Source organism: Priestia sp. SRI_019 (genome assembly GCF_057586255.1).
Genome location: NZ_JBYCZN010000003.1, coordinates 79,612 through 103,426 on the forward strand (window position 1 = coordinate 79,612; position 23,815 = coordinate 103,426).

21 protein-coding genes and 1 other annotated feature are annotated in these 23,815 nt (G+C 37.4%); of the genes, 18 read left to right on the forward strand and 3 right to left on the reverse strand.

Annotation, left to right across the window (positions count from 1 at the left end):
* Nucleotides 1-12: 12 nt before the first annotated feature.
* The 4 genes from opp4A (at nt 13) to AC2YJL_RS18775 (ending at nt 4,722) form a co-directional block, all read left to right on the forward strand.
* Nucleotides 13-1,752 carry an oligopeptide ABC transporter substrate-binding protein gene (gene opp4A / locus AC2YJL_RS18760; RefSeq protein WP_251567141.1) on the forward strand — a complete coding sequence of 580 codons (1,740 nt, stop codon included), beginning with the start codon at nt 13-15 and terminating at the stop codon, nt 1,750-1,752.
* Between the two features lie 28 nt (nt 1,753-1,780).
* Nucleotides 1,781-2,746 (forward strand): oligopeptide ABC transporter permease, encoded by a 966-nt coding sequence (opp4B, locus tag AC2YJL_RS18765; RefSeq protein WP_487374883.1) that lies wholly within the window; start codon nt 1,781-1,783, stop codon nt 2,744-2,746.
* 11 nt (nt 2,747-2,757) lie between these two features.
* Complete coding sequence (gene opp4C / locus AC2YJL_RS18770) at nt 2,758-3,672, forward strand: oligopeptide ABC transporter permease (RefSeq protein WP_251567143.1); 915 nt, start codon at nt 2,758-2,760, stop codon at nt 3,670-3,672.
* A 300-nt stretch (nt 3,673-3,972) separates the two neighbouring features.
* Complete coding sequence (locus AC2YJL_RS18775) at nt 3,973-4,722, forward strand: YjbA family protein (RefSeq protein WP_050689374.1); 750 nt, start codon at nt 3,973-3,975, stop codon at nt 4,720-4,722.
* Nucleotides 4,723-4,750: 28 nt separating this feature from the next.
* Here AC2YJL_RS18775 and trpS read toward each other — a convergent pair whose 3' ends face one another.
* Nucleotides 4,751-5,740 carry a tryptophan--tRNA ligase gene (gene trpS / locus AC2YJL_RS18780; RefSeq protein WP_029324755.1) on the reverse strand — a complete coding sequence of 330 codons (990 nt, stop codon included), beginning with the start codon at nt 5,738-5,740 and terminating at the stop codon, nt 4,751-4,753.
* 76 nt (nt 5,741-5,816) lie between these two features.
* Nucleotides 5,817-6,021: a binding site (T-box leader), on the reverse strand.
* Nucleotides 6,022-6,687: 666 nt separating this feature from the next.
* On the opposite strand from trpS, the gene AC2YJL_RS18785 reads away from it, so the two are divergent.
* The 5 genes from AC2YJL_RS18785 (at nt 6,688) to AC2YJL_RS18805 (ending at nt 12,300) form a co-directional block, all read left to right on the forward strand.
* The gene (locus AC2YJL_RS18785) at nt 6,688-8,334 is read left to right on the forward strand and encodes a peptide ABC transporter substrate-binding protein (protein ID WP_195695359.1); all 1,647 of its coding nucleotides are present in this window, start codon (nt 6,688-6,690) and stop codon (nt 8,332-8,334) included.
* Nucleotides 8,335-8,431: 97 nt separating this feature from the next.
* Nucleotides 8,432-9,367 (forward strand): ABC transporter permease, encoded by a 936-nt coding sequence (locus AC2YJL_RS18790; RefSeq protein WP_013055415.1) that lies wholly within the window; start codon nt 8,432-8,434, stop codon nt 9,365-9,367.
* Between the two features lie 2 nt (nt 9,368-9,369).
* Entirely contained in the window at nt 9,370-10,296 is a 927-nt protein-coding gene (locus tag AC2YJL_RS18795) for an ABC transporter permease (protein WP_013055416.1), read from the forward strand.
* A 14-nt stretch (nt 10,297-10,310) separates the two neighbouring features.
* On the forward strand, nt 10,311-11,381 hold the full coding sequence (locus AC2YJL_RS18800) for an ABC transporter ATP-binding protein (protein ID WP_028407470.1): 1,071 nt from the start codon (nt 10,311-10,313) through the stop codon (nt 11,379-11,381).
* Between the two features lies 1 nt (nt 11,382).
* Complete coding sequence (locus AC2YJL_RS18805; RefSeq protein WP_028407471.1) at nt 11,383-12,300, forward strand: ABC transporter ATP-binding protein; 918 nt, start codon at nt 11,383-11,385, stop codon at nt 12,298-12,300.
* 282 nt (nt 12,301-12,582) lie between these two features.
* Here AC2YJL_RS18805 and AC2YJL_RS18810 read toward each other — a convergent pair whose 3' ends face one another.
* Nucleotides 12,583-13,158, reverse strand: a complete 576-nt coding sequence (locus tag AC2YJL_RS18810) for a GNAT family N-acetyltransferase (protein WP_028407472.1) — start codon at nt 13,156-13,158, stop codon at nt 12,583-12,585.
* 452 nt (nt 13,159-13,610) lie between these two features.
* On the opposite strand from AC2YJL_RS18810, the gene AC2YJL_RS18815 reads away from it, so the two are divergent.
* From AC2YJL_RS18815 to madM, 7 genes are all read left to right on the forward strand, one after another.
* Entirely contained in the window at nt 13,611-14,975 is a 1,365-nt protein-coding gene (locus tag AC2YJL_RS18815; RefSeq protein WP_195695358.1) for an amino acid permease, read from the forward strand.
* Nucleotides 14,976-15,111: 136 nt separating this feature from the next.
* Entirely contained in the window at nt 15,112-15,285 is a 174-nt protein-coding gene (locus AC2YJL_RS18820; RefSeq protein ID WP_195695357.1) for a hypothetical protein, read from the forward strand.
* Nucleotides 15,286-15,497: 212 nt separating this feature from the next.
* Entirely contained in the window at nt 15,498-16,904 is a 1,407-nt protein-coding gene (locus tag AC2YJL_RS18825; protein WP_195695356.1) for an amino acid permease, read from the forward strand.
* Between the two features lie 418 nt (nt 16,905-17,322).
* Entirely contained in the window at nt 17,323-17,721 is a 399-nt protein-coding gene (gene spxA, locus AC2YJL_RS18830) for a transcriptional regulator SpxA (protein ID WP_013055422.1), read from the forward strand.
* Nucleotides 17,722-17,922: 201 nt separating this feature from the next.
* Nucleotides 17,923-18,819 (forward strand): LysR family transcriptional regulator, encoded by an 897-nt coding sequence (locus AC2YJL_RS18835; RefSeq protein WP_269067431.1) that lies wholly within the window; start codon nt 17,923-17,925, stop codon nt 18,817-18,819.
* Nucleotides 18,820-19,014: 195 nt separating this feature from the next.
* Nucleotides 19,015-19,428: a malonate transporter subunit MadL gene (gene madL / locus AC2YJL_RS18840; protein WP_195695354.1), complete on the forward strand. Its 414-nt coding sequence runs from the start codon at nt 19,015-19,017 to the stop codon at nt 19,426-19,428.
* Complete coding sequence (madM, locus tag AC2YJL_RS18845) at nt 19,425-20,186, forward strand: malonate transporter subunit MadM (RefSeq protein WP_195695353.1); 762 nt, start codon at nt 19,425-19,427, stop codon at nt 20,184-20,186. Before madL ends, madM begins: the two co-directional genes overlap by 4 nt.
* Before the next feature lie 96 nt (nt 20,187-20,282).
* On the opposite strand, the gene AC2YJL_RS18850 is transcribed toward madM, so the two are convergent.
* Nucleotides 20,283-20,948, reverse strand: coding sequence for a TerC family protein (locus tag AC2YJL_RS18850; protein WP_195695352.1), 666 nt, complete (start codon nt 20,946-20,948; stop codon nt 20,283-20,285).
* A gap of 360 nt (nt 20,949-21,308) precedes the next feature.
* Here AC2YJL_RS18850 and mecA point away from each other — a divergent pair, with 360 nt between their 5' ends.
* Both mecA and cls read left to right on the forward strand, forming a co-directional pair.
* Entirely contained in the window at nt 21,309-21,989 is a 681-nt protein-coding gene (mecA, locus tag AC2YJL_RS18855; RefSeq protein WP_013055427.1) for an adaptor protein MecA, read from the forward strand.
* Nucleotides 21,990-22,205: 216 nt separating this feature from the next.
* Nucleotides 22,206-23,723: a cardiolipin synthase gene (gene cls, locus AC2YJL_RS18860; RefSeq protein WP_195695351.1), complete on the forward strand. Its 1,518-nt coding sequence runs from the start codon at nt 22,206-22,208 to the stop codon at nt 23,721-23,723.
* Nucleotides 23,724-23,815: the final 92 nt, after the last annotated feature.

The following is a 23,815-nucleotide window of genomic DNA, read 5'->3' on the forward strand; positions in this document are numbered from 1 at the left end:
AGGGGGAACGTCATGATGAAAAAGAAATCGTTTTTATCACTTGTTTCCATTTTGCTTGTGCTATCGCTTTTTCTAGCGGCATGCAGCGGTGGAAGCAGTTCTTCAACTTCTAGTAATAAAGAAGGCGGAGAAACAAAAACTGAAGGTGCAAAAACAGACAAGCCAAAAGATGGCGGAACGATTACGTATGGGATTGACGGAGCGCCGGAAGGGCTTTTTGAGTACGCATTGTATGGTAGTGCATATGATAGCCAAATCTTAGAATTTATCAATGAAGGTCTCTTTACTTATGATAAGAAATTAAAGATTAAATCTGACTTAGCTACTTGGGATGTGAGTGGTGATAAACTAACTTACACGTTTAAATTAAAAAAGGGGATTAAGTGGCATAATGGAGATCCATTAAGTGCAGATGATTTTAAATATACGTATGAAACGATTGCCGATAAAGACTATACAGGTCCACGCTATGTAAACGTTGAGCACATTAAAGGCGCTCAAGAATATCACGACGGCAAAGCGGATTCTATTTCCGGAGTTGAAGTAGTAGATCCACAAACATTTAAAGTAACGTTTAAAGAAGTTCGTGTAAATAACTTAGACAATTTGTGGCCGTATCCAATGCCGAAAAAGTACTATGAAGGAATTGCTGTAAAAGATCTTGCAGAGTCCAAACAAGTTCGTAAAGAGCCTATTGGTGTTGGACCGTTTAAAGTGAAAAAAGTGGTAGCAAGTGAATATGTCCAAATGGAACGTAATGATGATTATTGGAATGGTAAACCTCACCTTGATGGTGTTGTTGTAAAAGTACTGGATCCATCTGTTTCCGCCGGAGCATTGAAAAAAGGCGATGTCGACATTATGGATGTTCGCCCAGCTGATCTAGGGCAAGTTGAAAAAGCAGAAAACTTAGACTTTTTGGAAGGGAAATCAACTAGTTATTCGTATATTGGTCTACGATTTGGACATCGTGATCAAAAAGCTGGTAAAAACGTAGATGATTACGAAAAGTTCAAAGATCTAAAACTTCGTCAAGCATTGCTTTATGCAATAGATAGAAAAGCAATGGTAAAAGCATTTATGAACGATAAAGCGGTTGTTTCTAACACAGTTATTCCATCTGTATTTTGGATTGCTGCTGACCAAAAAGATTTAACAAAGTACAAGTATAGTCCAGAAAAGGCTAAAAAATTATTAGCTGAAGCTGGTTATAAAGATAAGAATAATGATGGTTTTGTAGAAGATCCAAACGGAAAACCATTTACGATCTCATTCGGTCACTATGCTGGTCCAGCCAACTTCGAGGGTCGTGCGAAGGCTATAATGCAAGCATGGAATGATATTGGTATTAAAACAAAATTAGCAACGGGTTCACTTGTTGAATTTAACTTGTACAATGAAATGAAAGATAACGACGATAAGGCGTTAGAAGCGTTCTTTGGTTCTTGGGACACTGGTTCAGATCCAGATCCTACAGGATTATGGAGCTCTGATGCTGAATGGAACTATGGACGTTGGGTAAATAAGGAATCTGATGAAATGCTTAAAGACGGTTTGAGTGAAAAATCATTTGATGATAAATACCGTAAAGGTGTATATGTAAAATGGCAAAAATTCTTTAATGAGCAGCTGCCAGCACTTCCTTTATGGGAAAACATCAATATTTATGCTGTGAATAAGCGTGTGAAAAACGTAACTCTAGATCCATCAACGGTAGTTGTAGATCCGGAGAAATGGTCTGTAACGGAATAAGTATTTTACATGTAAAGGAGAGTCAACGATGCTGCAATACTCACTAAGACGTATTTTAGGGATGATTCCAATGTTGATTCTGATCTCCTTTGTTGTGTTTTCCCTGGCAAAAATGATGCCAGGGGACCCTTTTGGGGGAGAAATCAACCCTAGTAATACAGATCCAAAATACATTGAGGAAATGCGTGATAAGCTAGGATATAACGATCCTATCTACGTTCAATATTGGAACTGGGTAAAGGGAGTGGCACAAGGAGATTTAGGAAAGTCAACAACTCATAAGTTACCGACATTAGATATTATTTTAGAGCGTATGCCTAATACTATCTTTTTAGCTTTGACTTCGCTTTTGATTACGTATGTGTTTGCATTTATTTTAGGTATGTATGCAGGAAGAAAACCGTATACCTTAGCAGATAACTTTATTGCAGGATATAATTACTTTGCATTAGCGGTTCCATCGTTTATCGCAGGGATCGTAGGCATTTATTTATTTTCCTTTCAGTTAGGTTGGTTTCCATTTAGCGGTTCTGTTGAAGTAGGACTGAAAGAGGGATCATGGGAATTTATTCAAAGTAGAATTCATCACGTTATATTACCCGCGCTGATTCTTGGTTTGATGTCGACCGCGCAGTATACCCAGTTTTTGCGCAATGATATTATTGAAAACAGTCGCAAAGATTTTGTGCGCACTGCTAGAGCAAAAGGGACAAAAGAATCTAAAATTTATAATGTTCATATCTTACGCAACTCAATGATTCCGCTTATTACGTTTTTAGGGTTTGATTTTGTAACAATCATTAGCGGTTCTATCATTACAGAGACGATCTTTACGTATCCAGGAATTGGAAAGTTGTTTGTTGACTCTGTAGCAACGCGTGACTATTCAGTTATGATGTCGCTTACAATGTTGTTTTCAATTTTAACACTGGTTGGGAATCTAGTTGCTGATTTGTTATACGGCGTAGCAGATCCGCGTATTCGTTTGGATTAGGAGGAGAAAGTATGGAAATTGTAACGAAAAAAGATGTACAGCCAGAAGTGAATATGAAAGCTCCTAAAAATCTTTCTCCATGGGCGATTGCGCGAAAGAAGTTTGTTAAAAATAAACTGGCCATGATAAGTTTAGCTTTTATGATTGTGATTACGCTTCTTGCCATTTTTGCACCGCTGCTTACAAAAGCAGATATTACACGTATTGACTATATGGCGATGAATGCAGCGCCTTCTAGTGAGCATTGGTTTGGAACGGATACTAATGGGCGAGACGTATTTGCACGTACGCTGTATGGAGGAAGAACTTCGTTACTGATTGGAGTTGCTTGTACAACGCTCGTTATTTTAATCGGAACTCTTATTGGTTCGATTGCGGGTTATTACGGGGGCAAAGTGGATCAATTCTTAATGCGTTTTACAGACTTTGTATTAAACTTTCCGCTAATTGTTTTCGTTGTAGTGTTAAATACAATCCTAATTGGAAAGATCTCAGGCGTTTGGACGCTCATCCTAGTTGTTAGTTTCCTAAGCTGGGGAAGTACGGCCCGGCTGGTTCGAAGCAAAGTCTTGGCTGAAAAAGAAAATGAATATGTGCTTTCAGCTATTTCCATTGGGTGCAGCCCGTTTAAAATCATCTTTAAACATTTGCTGCCAAATGTGTTTTCAACGATTGTGGTTCAAGCCAGTTTGCAGATGGCTATCCTTATTGTGTTTGAGTCAGCGATTAGCTTTATCGGTTTTGGCGTGCCGGCTGATACGCCAAGCTGGGGGAATATGCTGACAGAAGCAAGGGAATCAGATGTGCTGCAGAATAAGCCTTGGATGTGGGTTCCGCCAGGTTTAGCTATTACATTTACAATCCTAGCTATCAACTTCATTGGTGAAGGATTAAAAGATGCTTTGAATCCAAAATCTCTTCGTTAAAAATCTATCACAAAAGTGTGATAGATTTTTTTAGGTTTGTCAGACCTTCTGACAAACCTATTACTATAGAAGAAACTCGGATTTTTTTCTGCTTATAGGGGTGGATATAGCTCATGAAGCCTTTAGGAATCCTTAGCACTGGCGTTATATCTGTGCTTCGAAATAAGTGCATTTGAATAATAGCCAAAAACGAAGGTATTTTACAATTAATTTTTAGAAAAATAACATCATTTGGAATAAAAATTCCTTTCTCTGCCTATACTGATGGATAACAAACAGATAGTAAGTGAGGGGTAAATTATGCTATATCTTCATGATGTATGGGTTAATTGGTTTGAAGGCGAAGAAAACGGTTATAATGTGTGTCATTTCCATGAGTGGAGAAAAGACGATTGTGTAGAACTGCTCGATCAAGCACCGTTATTAAAAGTAAATCCGCTTTTATTTCATTACATTGAAAATGATCTTTCCGAGCTACCTCAACAACTACTACAAGATGTCTATCAGAAAGCATACATTCGGAAAAATCATGAACGCACGCAGGTTGAATATTGTTTTATCGTTACAGATGGAACGAATATTTTAGCAATTGATACGATGGGATATCATATTCCGATTCGAAAAAGCCGCTTAATTCCAAGACAGGAACAGTTAGTCTATGAGATGATTGCGGATCAAGAAGAGCTAGAATATAAGTTCAGTGAAGACGAGCTAAATAAAAAAGAGCATCATATTCTTTCACCGTCTCCTGAAACGATGAGAGGACTAACACGTAAAGAACGTCAGCTAAAACAGCTGTTATTTATGGCACTTGATCAGCTACATACCACAAAAAATACAGCTCAAATCCGCTACTGGTACACGGAGTGGAATCCAACGAAATACGAAGACATTCAAGAGATGTCGTTTCAAGACGTATGGAGTCAGCTATACGATGAAACGAAGTCAGGGTGGTCACCGAAGCATAAATTATTATGCGAGCGCTTAGTAAAAGGACAACCTTTCTTTGAGAAACTTTGGGAAATTGAACAAGAGCCAAAAGTTAATTAAAAAAAACGACTGCATAGCAGTCGTTTTTTTAACGTTTACGGCCAATTCCCATTGCGTTTCGCATTTTGCGAAGCATTTTATTAGCCGTTGCATTTGCTTTATCGGCACCTTGATCTAAAATATCATCTAGCTCGCTAGAATCAACTAATTCATAATATCTTTCTTGAATTGGAGCGAGTGCTTCAGCTACCACTTTAGCTGTGTCAGCTTTAAAGTCACCATAACCTTTGCCTTCGTACATTGCTTCAATGTCTTCGATCGATTTATTGGCTAGGATTGAATAAATACTTAATAAGTTTGAAATACCTGGCTTATTTTCTTTATCATAGCGAACAATACCTTCTGAATCTGTTACGGCACTTTTGATTTTCTTTTCAATTGTTTTTGCGTCATCCAAGAGCGTAATGAAAGCTTTTTGGTTTGGATCGGACTTGCTCATTTTTTTCGTAGGATCTTGAAGAGACATGACGCGTGCGCCCACTTTTGGAATACGTACTTCAGGAATAGTGAAGATATCATTGTATTTTTTGTTAAAGCGCTCAGCTAAGTCACGCGTTAATTCTAAATGCTGCTTTTGATCTTCACCAACTGGAACCAAATCGGTGTTGTATAAAAGAATATCCGCTGCCATTAATGGAGGATAAGTTAGTAATCCTGCTGATACTGCTTCTTTTCCAGCGGACTTATCTTTAAACTGAGTCATACGTTCAAGTTCACCGATATACGCTACGCACTGTAACATCCATCCCGCTTCTGTGTGGGCAGGTACTTCCGATTGAATAAATAAAGTCGATTTTGCTGGATCAATTCCTACCGCTACATACAGAGCAGCAAGGCTGCGAATGTTTTTACGAAGTGCTAAACGATCTTGAGGCGTTGTAATCGCATGCTGATCTACAATACAAAAATGACAGTTATAGTCATGTTGAAGTTCAACAAATTGCTTCATCGCTCCAATGTAGTTACCTAAAGTGATTGTACCGCTTGGTTGAATACCTGAAAAAATTGTTTTCATCAAATCTTCCTTTCATCTGCACATATATGATGCTAATTTACGAATACAACATAAAAAGGCCCATCCGCTCCTAGCATAAGCTAGGGGCGAATGGACCGCGTTGCCACCCTAATTAGCACACATAATTGTGAACTATCTTTATTCATATAACGTTGAGGTCAACGTTCAAGCTTTGCACTTGAAAGCTCCAAAGTCCATTCTGCAGGTTTCAATGTTTGTTCTCACCAGCCACAAACTCTCTAAAAATGAAAATTCTGCATACTACTCTTTTTCACAGCTTTAATTATATAGTTATTCGTTATTATAACGCGAAAAAGCAGGAATTTAAACATCTTATCGCTAAAAAGTTTTATAAGACAATTTACTGGAATTTTTCAGCGGCAAAAAAAGACAAGAACCTTTTAATTAAAGCATTTCTTGATGAAAATTTGGTGGAGGATTTGGTAAAAATCTTTTATTTAGTATTTCTAATAGCTTTGTAATACTATCGTAATACCTATACTACAAAAAAGATTTTAGAAGTCTGACAAGTAGGCACAATCCTTATAAGATAAGGTTTTTTCCCTCATGACAAAAAAATACCATTAAATAATAGTATTGCAATAAATTTTTAAAATATTTATAATAGGCGTAACAAACATATTTTTTACAAAGGTATTACAATTTCTTAATTTTTCAGAAAACACAAAATAGACAATGTTTTGTTTCAATTAGCGAATTTTGTAATGAATGAGTCTTCTACATATTAAGCGCATACATTGGATTTACAGCATGTAAACAATTGATGACAGTTTCATAGGGTAGAAGAATAATTTTGCAGCGAGGTCTTTAACGCTCTACTACGTGAAAAAATAACTGATTATTTTGTATTGAAAGAGGATTAAGAAATTAGTGCATATCAAAAAAATATGGTTGCTACACAAACAAAATTTAATAGGGGGTAACACGCAATGAAGAAAAGGTTGTCGATTCTTTTCAGTTTGCTGCTTGTAATGAGCTTGTTTTTAGCTGCATGTGGATTTAACAAAGAATCTGGTGGCAGTGAAAATGCTAGCAGTGATGGCGGCGACAAGAAAAAAGAGCAAGAGCTTCGCGTAAACATTAAAACTGAGCCTTTTTCACTAAACCCAGGCTTAGCTAATGATTCAACGTCATCAAACGTATTATTACAAACATTTGAAGGTTTAACTCGTATCGGTAAAGATGGAAAACCTGAAAATGCAATGGCGAAAGATGTGAAGGTCAGCGATGACCAAACTAAATATACGTTTACGATTCGCGACGATGCAAAATGGTCAAATGGTGACCCTGTAACAGCAAAAGATTTCGAATATGCATGGAAATGGGCGTTAGATCCTAAAAACGAATCTCAATATGCATATCAATTATACTATGTTAAAAATGCACAAGCTGCCAATGAAGGAAAAGGTTCATTAGAGGATGTTGCCGTTAAAGCAACAGATGATAAAACGCTTGAAGTAACATTAGAAAACCCAACGCCATATTTCTTAGAATTAACAGCTTTTTATACGTACTTCCCAGTGAATACGAAAATTGCTGAATCAAATGAAAAATGGTACACAAATGCAGGCGAAAACTATACGTCAAACGGTCCTTTCAAGCTTAAAGCTTGGAAACATAATGACAAAATCGAGTTAGTTCCTAATGAAAACTATTGGGATAAAGATGCTGTAAAACTTAAAAAAGTTGAAATGTACATGATCAATGATAATAACACTGAACTTTCAATGTTTAAAAACGGTGAGTTAGACTGGGCGGGTATGCCTACTGGTCAATTACCGGCTGATGCACTTCCTGAATTAAAGAAAGACGGTTCATTAAACATTCAAGAGATTGCAGGTACTTACTGGTACAAGTTTAATACAGAACAAAAACCTTTAGACAACGTGAACATTCGTAAAGCATTAGCTTATGCAATTGATCGTAAAGGTATTACAGAACAAATTACAAAAGACGGTTCAGTTCCAGCGATGGCGGCTGTACCACCAACAATGTTTGAAGATAACAAAAAAGGTTACTTCAAAGACAACGATGTGAAAAAAGCAAAAGAATATTTAGAAAAAGGCTTGAAAGAAATGGGCCTTAAAGATGCTTCAGAACTACCAGCAATTAAGGTTTCATACAACACGGATGAAAAACATGCAAAAATTGCACAAGCTGTTCAAGATATGTGGAAGAAAAACCTTGGTATTAAAGTACAGTTAGACAACTCTGAGTGGGCTGTTTACATTGAAAAATTACACCAAGGAGATTATCAAGTTGGACGTATGGGCTGGTTAGGAGATTTTAACGATCCAATCAACTTCTTAGAATTATTCCGTGATAAAAAAGGTGGAAACAATGATACAAACTGGGAAAACCCAGAATATAAAAAGTTATTAATTGACTCTCAAAAAGAAACAGATCCTAAAAAACGTCTGGAAATGTTGAAAAAAGCAGAAGGTATTTTCATGGATGAAATGCCAGTGGCACCAATCTACTTCTATACAAACGCTTGGGTACAAGACAAGCAGCTGAAAGATGTTGTGATGTCTGGACTTGGAGACATTCAGATTAAGTGGGCTCATTTTGAGTAAGTAACATCAATTATGACAAAGGGTATATGGGGCCTGGTGCTCCATATACTTTTCTTTCTTGTGCGCGAATTTTGTAAAAATATGGAGGTGTGTCAGGGTGTTCAAATATATAGGAAAACGACTTATTTATATGTTTCTATCATTATGGCTGATCGTAACAGCGACCTTTTTCTTAATGCGTGCTGTTCCAGGAGGTCCATTCACATCAGAAAAGCAGCTTCCCCCTGAAATTCAAAAAAATCTAAATCAGTATTACGGTTTAGACCAGCCTTGGTACCATCAGTACTTTGATTATTTAACATCAATTTTAAAGTGGGATTTTGGTCCATCTTTCAAATATAAAGGCCAAACGGTAAATGATTTGATTAACGGCGGCTTCCCTGTTTCATTCATGCTAGGGATGGAAGCTATTTTAATAGCAATTGCTATTGGGGTAGTACTTGGTGTTATTGCTGCTTTAAAACATAATAAGTGGCAAGATTACACGGCGATGGTTATTGCAGTTCTAGGAATCTCAGTTCCGAGTTTTATCATGGCAGCGGTATTACAATACGTTTTGGCTATGAAACTACAAATTTTTCCGGTTGCACGCTGGGAATCTTGGGCACACACGGTGTTACCAGCTCTTGCGCTTGCTTCAACCCCTATGGCGTTTATCGCACGATTAACTCGTTCGAGTATGCTTGAAGTATTAAGCAATGATTATATTCGTACAGCAAAAGCAAAAGGTTTAAGCAGAGGCGTTATTACAGTTAAACACGCCATGAGAAATGCGATGCTTCCAGTTGTATCCTATATGGGGCCTTTAGTAGCAGGGATTTTAACGGGTAGCTTTGTTATTGAAAAGATATTTGGTATCCCGGGATTAGGTTCACACTTTGTACTCAGTATCTCAAACCGAGATTATACAACGATTATGGGCGTAACGGTGTTCTACAGTATTTTACTACTTTTTTGTATCTTGCTTGTAGATATTGCATACGGCTTCATTGACCCTCGAATTAAACTTACAGGTGCTAAGAAAGGAGAGTAACTATGCAGCAACTTCCGAAAATTCCTAAAGAAATGTTTGAAACAGCAGGGATTGACCGCGCTCAGGCAGAAAAGATTGAAAAACCGAGTCTTTCATTCTGGCAAGATGTTTTTATTCGTTTTCGCAAAAATAAGCTTGCTATGTTTGGTGTAGTACTAATGGTTCTCCTTGTTTTTATGGCTATATTTGGTCCATTGATGGTGAAATATGATTATGCAACCAATGATTTACTGAATGCCAATCAGGCTCCATCTTCTGAGCACTGGTTCGGTACAGATGAATTAGGGCGTGATGTTTTTGCTCGTACGTGGGAAGGCGCTCGTATTTCATTATTTATCGGATTAGCAGCAGCTCTAATTGATTTATTCATCGGCGTAGTTTGGGGAAGCATCTCTGGATACCGCGGCGGCCGTACGGATGAAACAATGATGCGTGTTGCGGATATCTTATATGGTGTTCCTTACCTTTTACTGGTTATTATTTTAATGGTTATGCTTGGCCAAGGGTTAGGCACGATGATTTTGGCGATGACCATTACCGGCTGGATTAACATGGCCCGTATTGTACGTGGACAAGTATTGCAGTTGAAAAATCAAGAGTACGTAATGGCTTCACAAACATTAGGAGCAACAACAAAACGTATTTTATTTAAACATCTTATTCCTAACGCAACAGGTCCAATTTTAGTAACAATGACACTAACGATTCCTTCAGCAATCTTTACAGAAGCATTTTTAAGCTACTTGGGACTAGGCGTTCCGGCACCGCTTGCAAGCTGGGGAACAATGGCTTCAGAAGGCTTACCTGCTTTGGAATACTATCCTTGGCGCTTATTTTTCCCAGGTTTGTTTATCTGTTTAACAATCTTAGCGTTCAACGTAATTGGTGATGGATTACGAGATGCGTTAGATCCAAAACTACGTAAGTAAGGAAGTGGACTCATATGTCACGTTTATTAGAAGTAAAAAATTTAGCTGTATCATTTAAAACATATGGCGGAGAAGTTCAAGCTGTTCGCGGCGTTAACTTCCACTTAAATAAAGGTGAAACTTTAGCAATTGTTGGTGAGTCAGGATCTGGTAAAAGTGTAACTTCACAAACGATCATGCGCCTTATTCCGATGCCTCCTGGCCGAATAAAAAGCGGTGAAATGCTGTTTGACGGTATTGATTTAGCTAAGAAAACGGATAAAGAAATGGAAGCTATTCGCGGTAAAGATATCGGTATGATCTTCCAAGATCCGATGACTTCCTTGAATCCAACGATGAAAGTTGGGGCTCAAATTGGTGAAGTCGTAATCAAGCATTCCAAAGTATCTAAAGCAGAAGCAAAAAAAAGGGCAGTCGAGTTATTAACGCTTGTAGGAATTCCTTTTCCAGAACAGCGTGTGAATCAATATCCGCATGAATTCAGCGGCGGGATGAGACAGCGTGTTGTTATTGCAATGGCTCTTGCTTCTAATCCGAAACTCTTGATCGCTGATGAACCAACAACGGCGCTTGATGTAACAATTCAAGCTCAAATTTTAGAGTTGATGAAAGACATTCAGAAAAAAACGGATACATCTATTATCTTTATTACCCATGATCTTGGTGTAGTAGCAAATGTAGCAGATCGAGTAGCCGTTATGTACGCTGGTCAAATTGTTGAAACCGGCACAGTGGATGAAGTGTTTTACGATCCAAAACATCCGTATACATGGGGACTGCTAGCTTCTATGCCAAGCTTAGATAACGAGGCAGAAGAAGAGCTTGCTGCTATTCCTGGAACGCCGCCAGATTTAACGAATCCTCCAAAGGGAGATGCATTTGCAGCGCGAAATCCATACGCAATGAAAATTGATTTTGAGCAAGAACCTCCAATGTTCAAAATATCTGATACGCACTATGCGAAAACATGGCTGTTACATCCCGATGCACCAAAAGTAGAGCCGCCTGCTTCAGTTCAGCGCCGCATGCGTAAAGTTGATAATGTATACAGCACACCTGTACTCGTAGCGAAGGATGGTGAATAATATGACAGATAAATTATTAGAGATTAAAGGATTAAAGCAACATTTTTTCACAAGTAAAGGAACAATTAAAGCAGTTGATGGTCTGACGTTTGACATCTTCCGCGGAGAAACATTAGGGCTTGTAGGTGAATCCGGTTGTGGAAAGTCAACGACAGGCAGAACGATTATTCGTTTATACGATGCTACTAGCGGTGAGGTGCTATTTAATGGCGAAAATGTACATGGTCGCAAATCCCGCTCAGAGCTTAAAAAATTCAATCGTAAAATGCAAATGATTTTCCAAGATCCATATGCGTCGCTTAACCCTCGTATGACCGTAGCAGATATCATAGCAGAAGGCATTGACATTCACGGTTTAGCTAAGACTAAAAAAGAGCGTATGGCAAAGGTTCACGAGCTTCTTGAAACAGTCGGGCTTAACAAAGAACATGCCAATCGCTATCCACATGAGTTTAGTGGCGGCCAGCGTCAGCGTATCGGTATCGCAAGAGCACTGGCAGTAGAACCTGATTTTATCATCGCAGATGAACCAATCTCAGCTTTGGACGTATCTATACAAGCTCAAGTTGTTAACTTAATGAAGAAGTTACAGCGTGAACGTGGACTAACATATTTATTTATCGCCCATGATTTGTCAATGGTAAAATACATCAGTGACCGCATCGGCGTTATGTACAGAGGTAAGATTGTAGAGCTTGCACCAAGTGATGAACTTTATCGAAACCCTGTTCATCCATATACAAAAGCGTTGCTTTCAGCTATTCCGCTTCCCGATCCTGACAGTGAAAAAACACGTCAGCGCAAAATTTATGATCCAAGTATCCATGACTATAACGGTGAAGAACCGGAGCTTAGAGAAGTATCTCCAGGTCACTACGTGTCTTGTTCTCAAGCAGAGTTTGCCACATATACAACATAACAAAACGATCTCACAACGAGGTCGTTTTTTATTTAATTATCAAAGAACACTAAGCTTCAAGTTGCAAAAAAACATGTAAGAACAAGTAACATTAGCGCTTTACAGGTATTATACAGTAAAGGATTGAAAAATACTATTAAAAATTTTCAGAATTTTATATTTAAGACAAAATATCTATGTATAAACCTTATAACTAAAGGAATATAAGTGGTTAATAATGTTATATGTTGAATAATAATTCAAAAAATATAAAAAGAAGGTAGACGCATGTCTACCTTCTTTTTATAAATCTGCTAAGATATCGCCGTCTTTACGATTCTTATCAATTTTTAGCACTTGATCTGCCGGCTGATAGGACGCACCGTATATTTCTTTGTCTTTGTACGTATGAATTAACTCGTACGTTTTTTTCATTTTATTTAAAATGCTTTCCTCTGTTTCAGAGGTAGGAGACCAATATAGAATTTCCATTTGGTTAATTTCATTTGTAGCTAATGACCGACGGTTATAGCCAATTGTTTGAGCATGCTTAAAGTCTGCACGTTTATAAAAGTGTAGTCGTTTTGCTGAGTCTGAATCTTTATAGTCTACAGGCTCTACTTCTAAGATAATTGGTTTGTTGTGCTGTTTTAACTCATCAATTAATTTACCGCCAAGCCCTTGACCTCGAGCGTCTTTTGAAACAAAGAGGTAATCGATAAAGATAAATTGGTTTGTTTCCACGTACATTAATACGTGATGGGGTCCTTCATTTTTATGATAAATATCGCTGCGTTCTTGTAAAAGAGTTTCGATATGCTTCTTTGATTTCATTTCTTCAATGGGAAAATATTGACTTAATTTTTCATACCAATTCATAGCACCCTCCTACTGATCTTTTCATGATGATGTTCATAATAGTGTTTAAACAGTTATCTTATCTTTACCCTTTTTAGGGAAAAGTAAGCATCTATAATTGAAAATATAGAAGAATAATCGATTGATTATTCTTAATAATTAGATAATTATAGTAGAATAAGAACATATAATATAAAAAAATGGTTTTTATTACATTTCTATCGTAAGTTTATTTGTGAAAATCACAAAAAACTATCGCATTTTTTGTGATTTTTGATAAAATGAACAAAGTAAAGTTTTTTTAATATTGTATTTTATAGATGTGATAGCGATAAAAGTGCAGGTGTGAAACTTGTAATATTAGATTTTTAATACATATACCGCCTAGAATTATTTAGCTGAAAAATAAGTTAATGCTATACACGTAGCCGCTATCGCTATTAAATGAAATGGATATGTTAGGAGAGAGAATTATGCAAGGGAACACGCAAGAAAAAGAATTAAGCCGTGGACTTGAGGAAAGACATATTAGCTTAATGTCTTTAGGTGCAGCTATCGGAGTTGGATTGTTTTTAGGTTCTGCATCCGCTATTCGGTTAGCGGGTCCTGGTATTCTTATCATGTATGGAATCAGTGGTCTTGTTATGTTTTTTATTATGAGAGCGCTAGGTGAAATGGCAGTGCAAAATCCAGTAGCAGGTTCTTTTAGTAAGTATGCTAACGATTATTTAGGACCACTTGCTGGTTATTTAACAGGCTGGAACTACTGGTTTATGTGGATTATTACATGTATGGCTGAAATTACAGCTGTTGGAGTATATATGGAGTTTTGGTTCCCGGGTGTACCTCAGTGGATATGGGCACTTGCAGCACTCGTTATTATGACAGGGGTTAACTTTTTAGCTGTAAAAGCATATGGCGAACTAGAGTTTTGGTTTTCTCTTATTAAAGTAGTGACGATTATCCTTATGATCGTGCTTGGACTAGGCATGATTATCTTTGGAATTGGAAATGGCGGTATTGCAACAGGAATCAGTAATTTATGGAGTCACGGGGGCTTTTTCCCGAATGGTATGAAAGGTGTTCTTTTATCACTTCAAATGGTTATGTTTGCTTACCTTGGTATTGAAATGATTGGGGTAACAGCAGGAGAGGTCAAAAATCCAGAAAAGACATTAACAAAAGCAATTGATAATGTACTATGGAGAATTTTGATTTTTTACATCGGAGCTTTGTTTGTCATTATGTCTATTTATCCTTGGCCAGAGATCGGAACACAAGGAAGTCCGTTTGTTTTAACATTTGATAAAGCTGGAATTCCCGCTGCAGCAGGGATTATAAACTTTGTAGTGTTAACAGCGGCTTTATCTTCTTGTAACAGTGGAATTTTTAGTACAGGCCGTATGTTATTTAATTTAGCTCAGCATGGGGAAGCTCCAAAACGCTATGCCAACTTAACAAAAGGCGGCGTGCCTGGTGCAGCAGTTATTGCTTCAGCTGTTGTACTGCTAATCGGAGTTGGCTTAAACTATGTTGTTCCTGATAAGGTGTTCACCTGGGTGACGAGTATTGCTACTATTGGAGCAATTTGGACATGGGGAATTATTTTACTTTCTCAAATTCGCTTCCGCAAGGGATTAAGGGATCACCAAGTAAGTGATTTAAAATATAAGCTTCCGTTTTTCCCGTATACGTCATATCTCTCTCTTGCTTTCTTAGCGGGAGTAGTAGTGGTGATGGGTTTTTCCTCTGATACAAGAATCGCCCTTATTGTAGGTCCGGTATGGTTTGTTTTATTGGTTGTTGTCTACTATTCAAAAGGTTTTCATAAAAGATAAAAAATAAAGCTCGGACAAAAGTAATTTCGTTGAAGGAAGATCCGAACGAGTTGAATTCTTGATTAAGAATCCAACTCGTTCGGATTTTTTTATGGTGATTGTTAACGTAGGTTACTGTATGTAGGGCTTCTAGCTGTTGATTGGAGGGCAAGGTGAAAACTCCTCCGAGGAAAAGCGAGAACCTGCTGGAGCGGAAGCAACGAGGAGGCTCGCCGGCCGCTCGCGGAAAGCGAAGTCTTGTACGGAAATTAGCAGCGGTGTAACAAGGGTGATTCATACGAACTCATATATCCCATTTGTTCATCTTTAGATTGATGTAGTTGTGTCCCAGCCGCATTTTTTTCCAAAAGAAAATGAAGGATTTATTATTTCACTTTTTGCTTTAGTGTGCTAATATATTATATTGTTAAACGAATGAAGAGATGAATGAAGAAACAAATAATTATTACGTGTTAATAGATTAGCATCGAGCTTTCTATCTCAAAAGTTTAAGCTTTTAGAAAGCAAAAGGAGACACAGCAAATGAAAGATAAAAAATGGGGACTTTGGTTTTTAACAGCCTTTGTAGTTGGTAATATGGTAGGCGGTGGAGTATTTATGCTTCCTTCTAATTTAGCAAACGTATCAAGTCCAGTCGGTTCAACACTTGCTTGGATTGCAACAGGTCTTGGCGTGTTCATGATTGCTCTTGTATTCGGGAATTTAGTCATGAGAAAGCCCGAATTAAAAGGAGGGCCTCAAAGTTATGCGGCGAATCTTTTTTCATCGCCTAAAGCAGGTAAAGTAGCAGGGTATAGCATGGCTTGGGGGTACTGGGCAGCCAACTGGGCTGCAACAGCATCTGTCATCATATCGTTTGCGGGATATTTAACAACGTTCTTTCCAGTAATGGAGAGTAAGGATATTTTATTTTCAGTTGGAGATTTTCAATTAGAAGCTGGAAAATTCATTACGTTTTTAGTATGTTCTATTGTCCTATGGGGAATTCAAGCTATTTTGCAGCGAGATATCAATAGCGCCGGTAATATTAACTTTATCACAACGGCAGCTAAAATTATTGGGTTCGGTTTATTTATTGTTGTGGCGCTATCGCTATTTAGCGCATCCAACCTGGTCAGTACAGAATTTGTTAATTCAAAGGGTATAAATGTAGGATTGGGAAGTCAGGTCAATGGGGCAGCCATTGCTACGCTGTGGGCGTTTATCGGAATTGAATCGGCTGTACTGTTATCTAACCGTGCAAAATCCCAAAAAGTAGTGAAGAAAGCAACACTGCTTGGATTATTGATCTCAATGGTTATCTATGTGGGGATTACGCTTCTAGCTATGGGGATTCTTTCAACAGCTCAGCTTCAGCAGTCTCAAAAACCTTTGGTAGATACGTTAGAAATGGTGATTGGACATAAAGGTGCTTACGTAATGGCCATTTTAGCACTTATTTCTTTATTAGGTTCTACGGTTGGATGGATTGTTGTTAGTGCAGAAGTTCCTTATCAAGCAGCAAAATCAGGGTTGTTTCCACAGTGGTTTGCTAAAACAAATCAGAACAATAGTCCAGCCCGCTCACTAACATTAACAAATGGCTTAACACAGTTGTTTTTGTTTGCGACTATTTCAGGTACAGTTTCGCAAGCCTATAATTTCGCTATTGTTGTAGCTACTCTCGCTTATTTAGTTCCTTATTTCGTGACGACAGTTTATCAATTAAAGCTTATTGTGACGGGTGAGACGTACGACACGATTAAAGGATCCCGAGTAAAAGACGGAATCATTGCCTCGTTAGCACTTATTTATTCACTTTGGGTGATTAAGACAGGGACAGCTGATTTAAAAACATTTTTCTTAGGTATTGGCTTATTTGTAATCGGGCTGTTACTGTATCCTATCTTAATGAGACGAGGAAAAAGCAGCACATCAGCTATTAAATAAATAAGAGGTTATCTCAAAAGCTTTGCAGAAAAGTCAGTTCTTCTGCAAGGCTTTTTTAGTGACTGAAAAATTTCAGGAATTTGTAAAAGAAAAAAATAATAAAAAAATGAAACTAATCTACAGGTTTATTCGTAATAGTAGTGTGGTAAATAAATAATGAAGAAAATCGGCAATGAAAATAATGACAGTGAAGGAACGAACTAATGTACTAGTCCACTTCAAAAAGTATATCATTCCGATGAAGTTTATAGTATAATGCAAATAGATATTATTTTTTAAAAGTAATTATAAAGTAGTATCGATTTTCATTATCAGTCATTAAATATTTACACTCGTTGAAGTTTGTATAAAACAACATGATTTACAGTTCATGTTTTAAATGTTATGACCGATTATGATAGAAGGAGTGAAGGAGTAAATGGTTACATTATATACATCACCAAGTTGTACATCTTGTCGTAAAGCGAAAGCTTGGTTAGAGGAAAATGATATTGGATATACAGAGCGTAATATCTTTTCAGAGCCGTTATCAATCGACGAGATTAAAGAAATTTTACGTATGACAGAAGATGGAACAGATGAAATCATTTCAACACGTTCGAAAACTTTCCAAAAACTAGACGTTCAGGTAGACGCTATGCCTTTGCAAGATTTGTATGAATTAATTCAGCAAAATCCTGGCTTATTGCGCCGTCCGATTATCATTGATGAAAAACGTCTACAAGTTGGTTACAATGAAGACGAGATCCGTCGTTTCTTACCACGTAAAGTGCGTACTTTCCAACTTCGCGAAGCTCAAAGACTTGTGAATGGTTAATTTTTATATTTGTCTGTTTAAGATTTAAATAAGGAACCAACCAAGTAACGTTTGCTTGAAGTTGGTATATAAAAAATAAGCAGCAGGGAGCCACTGGCTCCCTGCTGCTTATTTTTTGTCGAAATAGCAGGGAAAATGAAGTATGTATGTAATTAGTAAAGAAAGAGAGTAACTAAACACATAAAAGTGGTGGTGAACGGATTGGAGCTTTTACAGCTAAAATATTTCCAAGTAGTTGCTAGACTAGAACATATCAGTAAAGCTGCCGAAGAGCTATACGTATCTCAGCCTGCACTCAGCAAAACGATTTCACAGTTAGAAAAAGAGCTAGGCATTCGTTTGTTTGATCGAAACGGTAAATACATTAAATTAAATCGGTATGGTAAAGCATTCTGTGCCAAAGTAGAACTTGCTTTAAAAACATTGGAAGACGCAAAGCACGAGCTAAAGGATATGTCGAACGATCCATGTGAAGAAATTCGCCTTGTTGTATTAGCTAGTTCACATTTACTTCCAGAGCTATTAAGCAGATTTCGGGAGCAATATCCTCAGGTGCGTTTTCGACTGATGCAGCATTTGACTAATTCTAATTCACAGCCTGATTTTGATTTATGTATTTCAGCTTTTCCATTAACAACCCGTCAGATCGAACATACTCCTTTGCTCCGTGAATCGATTTTGCTTGCAGTGCCTCTTGATCATCCTTTAGCCAAGCAATCACGTGTAAAGTTAAATGAACTTAAAAATGAGAAATTCATTGTGCTAAAGAAAGGAAAAGAGCTAAGGAAAATAACGGATGTAATTTGTAAGGAACAGAATTTTGTACCTCAAATTACGTTTGAAAGCGATGACCCAGCAACAGTGAGAGGTTTGATTAGAGCGAAGCAAGGAATAGGTTTTATTCCTGAAGTAACTTGGGGAGGTTCTACAGGGAAAGATGTAAAACTGCTGAAAATTGAAGAGGAAACATTTGAACGTACTATCTTTTTAGCTTGGAACAACGGAGGCTACGTGACGGATTTACAACAAATCTTTAGGCAGTTTGTGATTGATTATTTTAAACATTTACCCTCCGGTATACCTCATGAATACATATAAGAATCATGACTAAATGTCATGATTTTTATTTCTTTTTCGAATAAATCTAAAGTGAACAGTAGAGAAAAACTGTATTATGTCATTTTTGATATAAGTATATAACTAAAAACGCATAGGTTATTCAACTTTTTTCCTTTACACTATTTTTAAACCATAAAGTAAACGCTTTCAATAATGGGTTAGGGAGGAAGTAATATGATAATCTTCGGTGTAGCGCTGCTGTCTATTTGCATGTTGATAGGGGTAGTTGTAGGGGACGCATTAGGAGGGCTGATGGGAGTAGAAGCCAACGTTGGAGGAGTAGGGGTATCTATGCTTCTTCTTGTACTAGCGGTGGATTATTTAAAGAAGAAAAATAAGCTCCAAGTAAAATCCGAAGAAGGCATTGCTTTTTGGGGAGGTATTTATATTCCTATCGTGGTAGCAATGTCTGCACAGCAAAATGTTGTAGCTGCTCTTGATGGAGGAGGCATGGCGCTTCTTGCAGGGTTGGTAGTAGTCGTAGTAGGCTTTTTATCCATACCATTTATCAGCAGAATAGGAGAGAAAGCGAAGGTGAAAGAACAAGAAATAGAGCTTTCTATTTTACCTAAGGAGCAGATGAAATGATGAATATGATCAAAGAAGGATTAGAAAATAACGGACTGATTACGGCATTTGCTATTATTGGGATTGTCATGTATATTGCTTATTTTTTATCAGATAAATTAACAAAAGGAAGAGTTCACGGATCTGCTATTGCTATTATGTTTGGATTAATCCTTGCTTATATCGGTGGAGTGAATACAGGAGGAGAGAAAGGGATTTCTGATATACAGTTATTTTCAGGAATTGGTTTAATGGGCGGAGGAATGCTGCGAGATTTTGCCATTATTGCTACTGCATTCGGCGCCAATTTTAGCGAAGTCAAAAAAACGGGAATCAGCGGTATTACGGCCTTGTTTTTTGGGGTTTTCTATTCCTTTGTAATAGGTGTAATTATTGCTCTTTGTTTTGGATATAGAGATCCCGTTACTTTGACCACAATCGGAGGAGGAGCCGTGACCTATATTGTGGGGCCGGTTTCTGGAACTGCGATTGGAGCCTCTTCTGATATTATCGCGTTAAGTATAGCAGTAGGATTAATTAAATCCATTTCAGTTATGATTTTAACACCGGTATTTGCTAAGAAAATTAAATTAAACAACCCTCGTACAGCAATGATCTATGGAGGAGTTATGGGGACGACGAGCGGTGTAGCAGCTGGTTTAGCCGCGACAGATGTAAAACTTGTACCTTACGGAGCCATGACAGCTACATTTTATACAGGTCTTGGTTGCTTACTCGTACCATCTATTCTTTTTTTACTCACAGAGATTATTTTTTAAGTGTACAAAGTGTTTTATGAATAAAAGACTGCTGTGCTCATTAAACTAAAGAAAAGGCCATACTAAATAAAAATGTTTAGTATGGCCTTTTCTTTATCATTTAGTTGAACGAAAGCTATTAACAACCATGCCGCTTATTAGCACGACAGCAATTGTTATAAACGGAATAAATGTTCCTAGAGATGTATGGTCTGCAAAGAATGAATGTAAGTTCTTTTCATGCCCAATCATATTTCCAGCAGTATAAGCTAAAATAGCTGCCCCACCATAAACGAGCAGGGGAAATCGCTCCATCAAATACAAAATGAGCTTGCTTCCCCAAACAATAATGGGGACGGATACGAGTAATCCGGTAACAACCAAGATAATATTTCCATGAGCTGCGCCTGCTACAGCTATTACATTATCTAGTCCCATTACAATATCAGCAAATACAATCGTTCTTACAGCGGCGCCTAATGTCACACCTGCACGGATTGAAGATGCATCATCACCTTCTGATACAAGAAGCTTAAAGGCAATGATCAATAATAAAAAACCGCCGATGAGCTGCAAGTAAGGAATAGTTAGTAAATAAACAGCTAAAATAGTAAGTACAATGCGAACGATCACAGCTAAGCCAGTCCCTAAAAAAATAGCTTTATTTCGCTGATATTCAGGTAAGTTGCGGCTTGCTAAGGCAATAACAATAGCGTTGTCTCCACCTAATACAATATCGATACCGATAATAAGAAGAATGGAGGTTATTAATTCTAAATCCAATAGTCTTCCCTCCCAATATGTAAGGATAAGTAGCTTATATTGCTTTATCTGTGTTCATTTTTAACAAAAAGCGTTCATAGGGTAAAGAAATTATGTATATAACAAAGTAAGGTGTAAGGTGGCTATGAGTTGTCAGAGTATTTTTTATTTCCTTTCTTTCGCATTTTGTCATAAAATAGATATACAAGGTTCACTCAAATAGTGTATGCTTGTATATCCCAAGTTAGAATGCTTTACAAAGTGAGAAAGTACATGTAATATTGCTTTAACACGGGGGTAAAATAGTCCCTTCATCGTTTAGGGGTAATGTTCGAAATGGCCGGATTACCTTCACTGATTTTTCCGAAGGGAGAGATGATAATGGAAATCGAACGCATTAATGAAAACACAGTAAAATTCTTTGTCACTTACGTAGATATTGAAGAACGTGGATTTGATCGCAATGAAATTTGGTTTAGCCGAGAGCGCAGTGAAGAACTATTCTGGGAGATGATGGACGAAATTCATCAAGAAGAAGAGTTTGTAGCAGAAGGTCCTCTTTGGATTCAAGTACATGCGCTTGAGAAGGGGCTAGAAGTTATTGTAACGAGAGCACAAGTTTCAAAAGACGGTCAAAAGTTCGAAGTACCTGTTGGTGAAAATGATAAAATCGATATCCCTGTAGATGGAAAAATTGAAGCGTTACTTGATCATCAAGCGAATCAAAATAAAAAAGCTGATTTTGAAGAAGAAATTATAGAAGACGAAGGGCTACAGTTCGTCGCACGCTTTCAAGACTTAGAACATTTAATTTCCTTAAGTCACCATTTAGAGTTAGATGATATCATCAACAGCATGTACGTGTTTGAAGGAAAATATTATTTATACGTTGAGTTTACAGACGATGAAGATTTTGTAGCTGAAATTGATAACATTTTAAGTATCATTTTAGAATATGCAAATGAATCAAACGTAACAGTTCATCGTTTAATGGAGTATGGAAAAGAATTAATCAGTGAAAATGCACTTGAACAAGTAAAGCAGTATTTTCCTTTACGATAATAGCAGCCGATTTCATGTATATGAAATCGGTCTTTGTTTTGTCTTCATTTTGGGAAAAGCTCTCTGCTTGTATGAAACGAACATAAGTGGAGAAAGAAGGAAACTAGTTCCTGAACGAGAAAAGTGTAGGGTTAAAATCCCCAGTTTGAGGATAATAACGGTACATGGATCCGGTGTTAATGACGAAAGATTGGTTTTAGGATAGGTGAAAACAAGTTGAAAAATAGATTACAGCTTTTAATTTTTGTTGTTGGTATCATTGCGCTACTTTATTTTACAAAAGGATATTGGGACGGGAAATTTATCGGCGTGCTAAGTATCTTAATTACGATTAGTGTTGTTTTCATCGGTCTTGTTATTTCATTAGAAAACCGTCATCCAACTCAAACGCTAACGTGGCTCGTAGTATTAGGCGGTTTCCCTGTAATAGGCTTCTTTTTTTATTTGTTATTTGGACGCAATACGCGAAAACGTCGTTTATTTGCCAAAAAAGCAAAGCTGGATGAACAGGTACTTTTAAAGATGGAAAGAGATTCTGGGGTATTAGACAATCACTTTGAACAGTTAGGCACAAGTAGAAAACAAATGCTGAAGCTAGCCGTTAAGCTTGGTAAAAGCCCCATTTCTTTTTCATCCGATACGCGCGCATTAACGAATGGAAAAGAGACGTTTCATGAAATTATCGAATCATTAAAGCATGCAAGGCATCATATCCACTTAGAATATTACATCGTACGTCATGATCACTTGGGAGAACAAATTAAAGATATTTTAATTCAGAAAGTACAAGAAGGCGTCTATGTACGTTTTTTATATGATGCCGTGGGGAGTTTTCAACTTTCATCGCACTATATTCATGAGTTGAGAAACGCCGGCGTAGAAATGATTCCATTCTTGCCCGTTAGGCTTCCATTTCTCAACAATAAAATTAACTTCCGTAATCACCGTAAAATTGTAGTCATTGATGGAACAATTGGGTTTGTGGGAGGTTTGAATATTGGTGATGAATACCTGGGGAAAAGTCGCCATTTTGGCTTTTGGAGAGATACCCATTTGATGGTGAAGGGGGAGGCAGTTCGTTCATTACAGCTTATTTTCTTGCAAGACTGGTATTATATGACAGGTCAGACGATGCTTACTCAAACGTATCTATCGCCGGATTTAATTGACATTGATATGGAAAAGTGCGGCGGTGTTCAAATGATTGCTGGCGGACCAGACCGTGAGTGGGAAATTATCAAACACTTATTTTTTTCGATGATTACGTCTGCGAAAGAGTCCATTTGGATTGCTTCTCCTTACTTCATACCTGATGAAGATATTTTTACTTCCCTCAAAGTAGCTGCTCTAAGCGGTATAGATGTAAGGCTTCTTGTACCTCAGAAGCCCGATAAAAAAATTGTTTTTCATGCATCACGCTCTTATTTTCCGGAGCTCCTAGAAGCAGGTGTGAAAATTTATGAGTATAAAAAAGGATTTATGCACAGCAAGATTGTGATTGTTGATAGAGAAATTGCCTCTATTGGAACAGCTAACATGGACATGAGAAGCTTTCATTTAAATTTTGAAGTAAATGCTTTTTTATATCGCACAGCTAGTACTCAAAAGCTCGTATATGAATATATGCAAGATTTAGAAGAAACGAGTGAGCTTCACTTTAAAGACTTTGAAAAGCGGCCATTTATACAGCGGCTATTTGAATCAACAGCCCGTTTGCTTTCACCGCTATTATAATCGCTGTAAACCACATTGCGTATGCTGTAATGTGGTTTTTTTCTGAAAGAAAAGGGTTTAGTAGAAAGGTGTCGAATACAAGGATATAGCTC

Excerpts from the sequence above, each read along its gene's own strand:
- opp4A (WP_251567141.1), top strand. The coding sequence starts at position 13 with ATGATGAAAAAGAAATCGTTTTTATCACTTGTTTCCATTTTGCTTGTG.
- opp4B (WP_487374883.1), top strand. The coding sequence starts at position 1,781 with ATGCTGCAATACTCACTAAGACGTATTTTAGGGATGATTCCAATGTTG.
- opp4C (WP_251567143.1), top strand. The coding sequence starts at position 2,758 with ATGGAAATTGTAACGAAAAAAGATGTACAGCCAGAAGTGAATATGAAA.
- AC2YJL_RS18775 (WP_050689374.1), top strand. The coding sequence starts at position 3,973 with ATGCTATATCTTCATGATGTATGGGTTAATTGGTTTGAAGGCGAAGAA.
- AC2YJL_RS18785 (WP_195695359.1), top strand. The coding sequence starts at position 6,688 with ATGAAGAAAAGGTTGTCGATTCTTTTCAGTTTGCTGCTTGTAATGAGC.
- AC2YJL_RS18795 (WP_013055416.1), top strand. The coding sequence starts at position 9,370 with ATGCAGCAACTTCCGAAAATTCCTAAAGAAATGTTTGAAACAGCAGGG.
- AC2YJL_RS18800 (WP_028407470.1), top strand. The coding sequence starts at position 10,311 with ATGTCACGTTTATTAGAAGTAAAAAATTTAGCTGTATCATTTAAAACA.
- AC2YJL_RS18805 (WP_028407471.1), top strand. The coding sequence starts at position 11,383 with ATGACAGATAAATTATTAGAGATTAAAGGATTAAAGCAACATTTTTTC.
- AC2YJL_RS18810 (WP_028407472.1), bottom strand. The coding sequence starts at position 13,158 with ATGAATTGGTATGAAAAATTAAGTCAATATTTTCCCATTGAAGAAATG.
- AC2YJL_RS18815 (WP_195695358.1), top strand. The coding sequence starts at position 13,611 with ATGCAAGGGAACACGCAAGAAAAAGAATTAAGCCGTGGACTTGAGGAA.
- AC2YJL_RS18825 (WP_195695356.1), top strand. The coding sequence starts at position 15,498 with ATGAAAGATAAAAAATGGGGACTTTGGTTTTTAACAGCCTTTGTAGTT.
- spxA (WP_013055422.1), top strand. The coding sequence starts at position 17,323 with ATGGTTACATTATATACATCACCAAGTTGTACATCTTGTCGTAAAGCG.
- madL (WP_195695354.1), top strand. The coding sequence starts at position 19,015 with ATGATAATCTTCGGTGTAGCGCTGCTGTCTATTTGCATGTTGATAGGG.
- madM (WP_195695353.1), top strand. The coding sequence starts at position 19,425 with ATGATGAATATGATCAAAGAAGGATTAGAAAATAACGGACTGATTACG.
- mecA (WP_013055427.1), top strand. The coding sequence starts at position 21,309 with ATGGAAATCGAACGCATTAATGAAAACACAGTAAAATTCTTTGTCACT.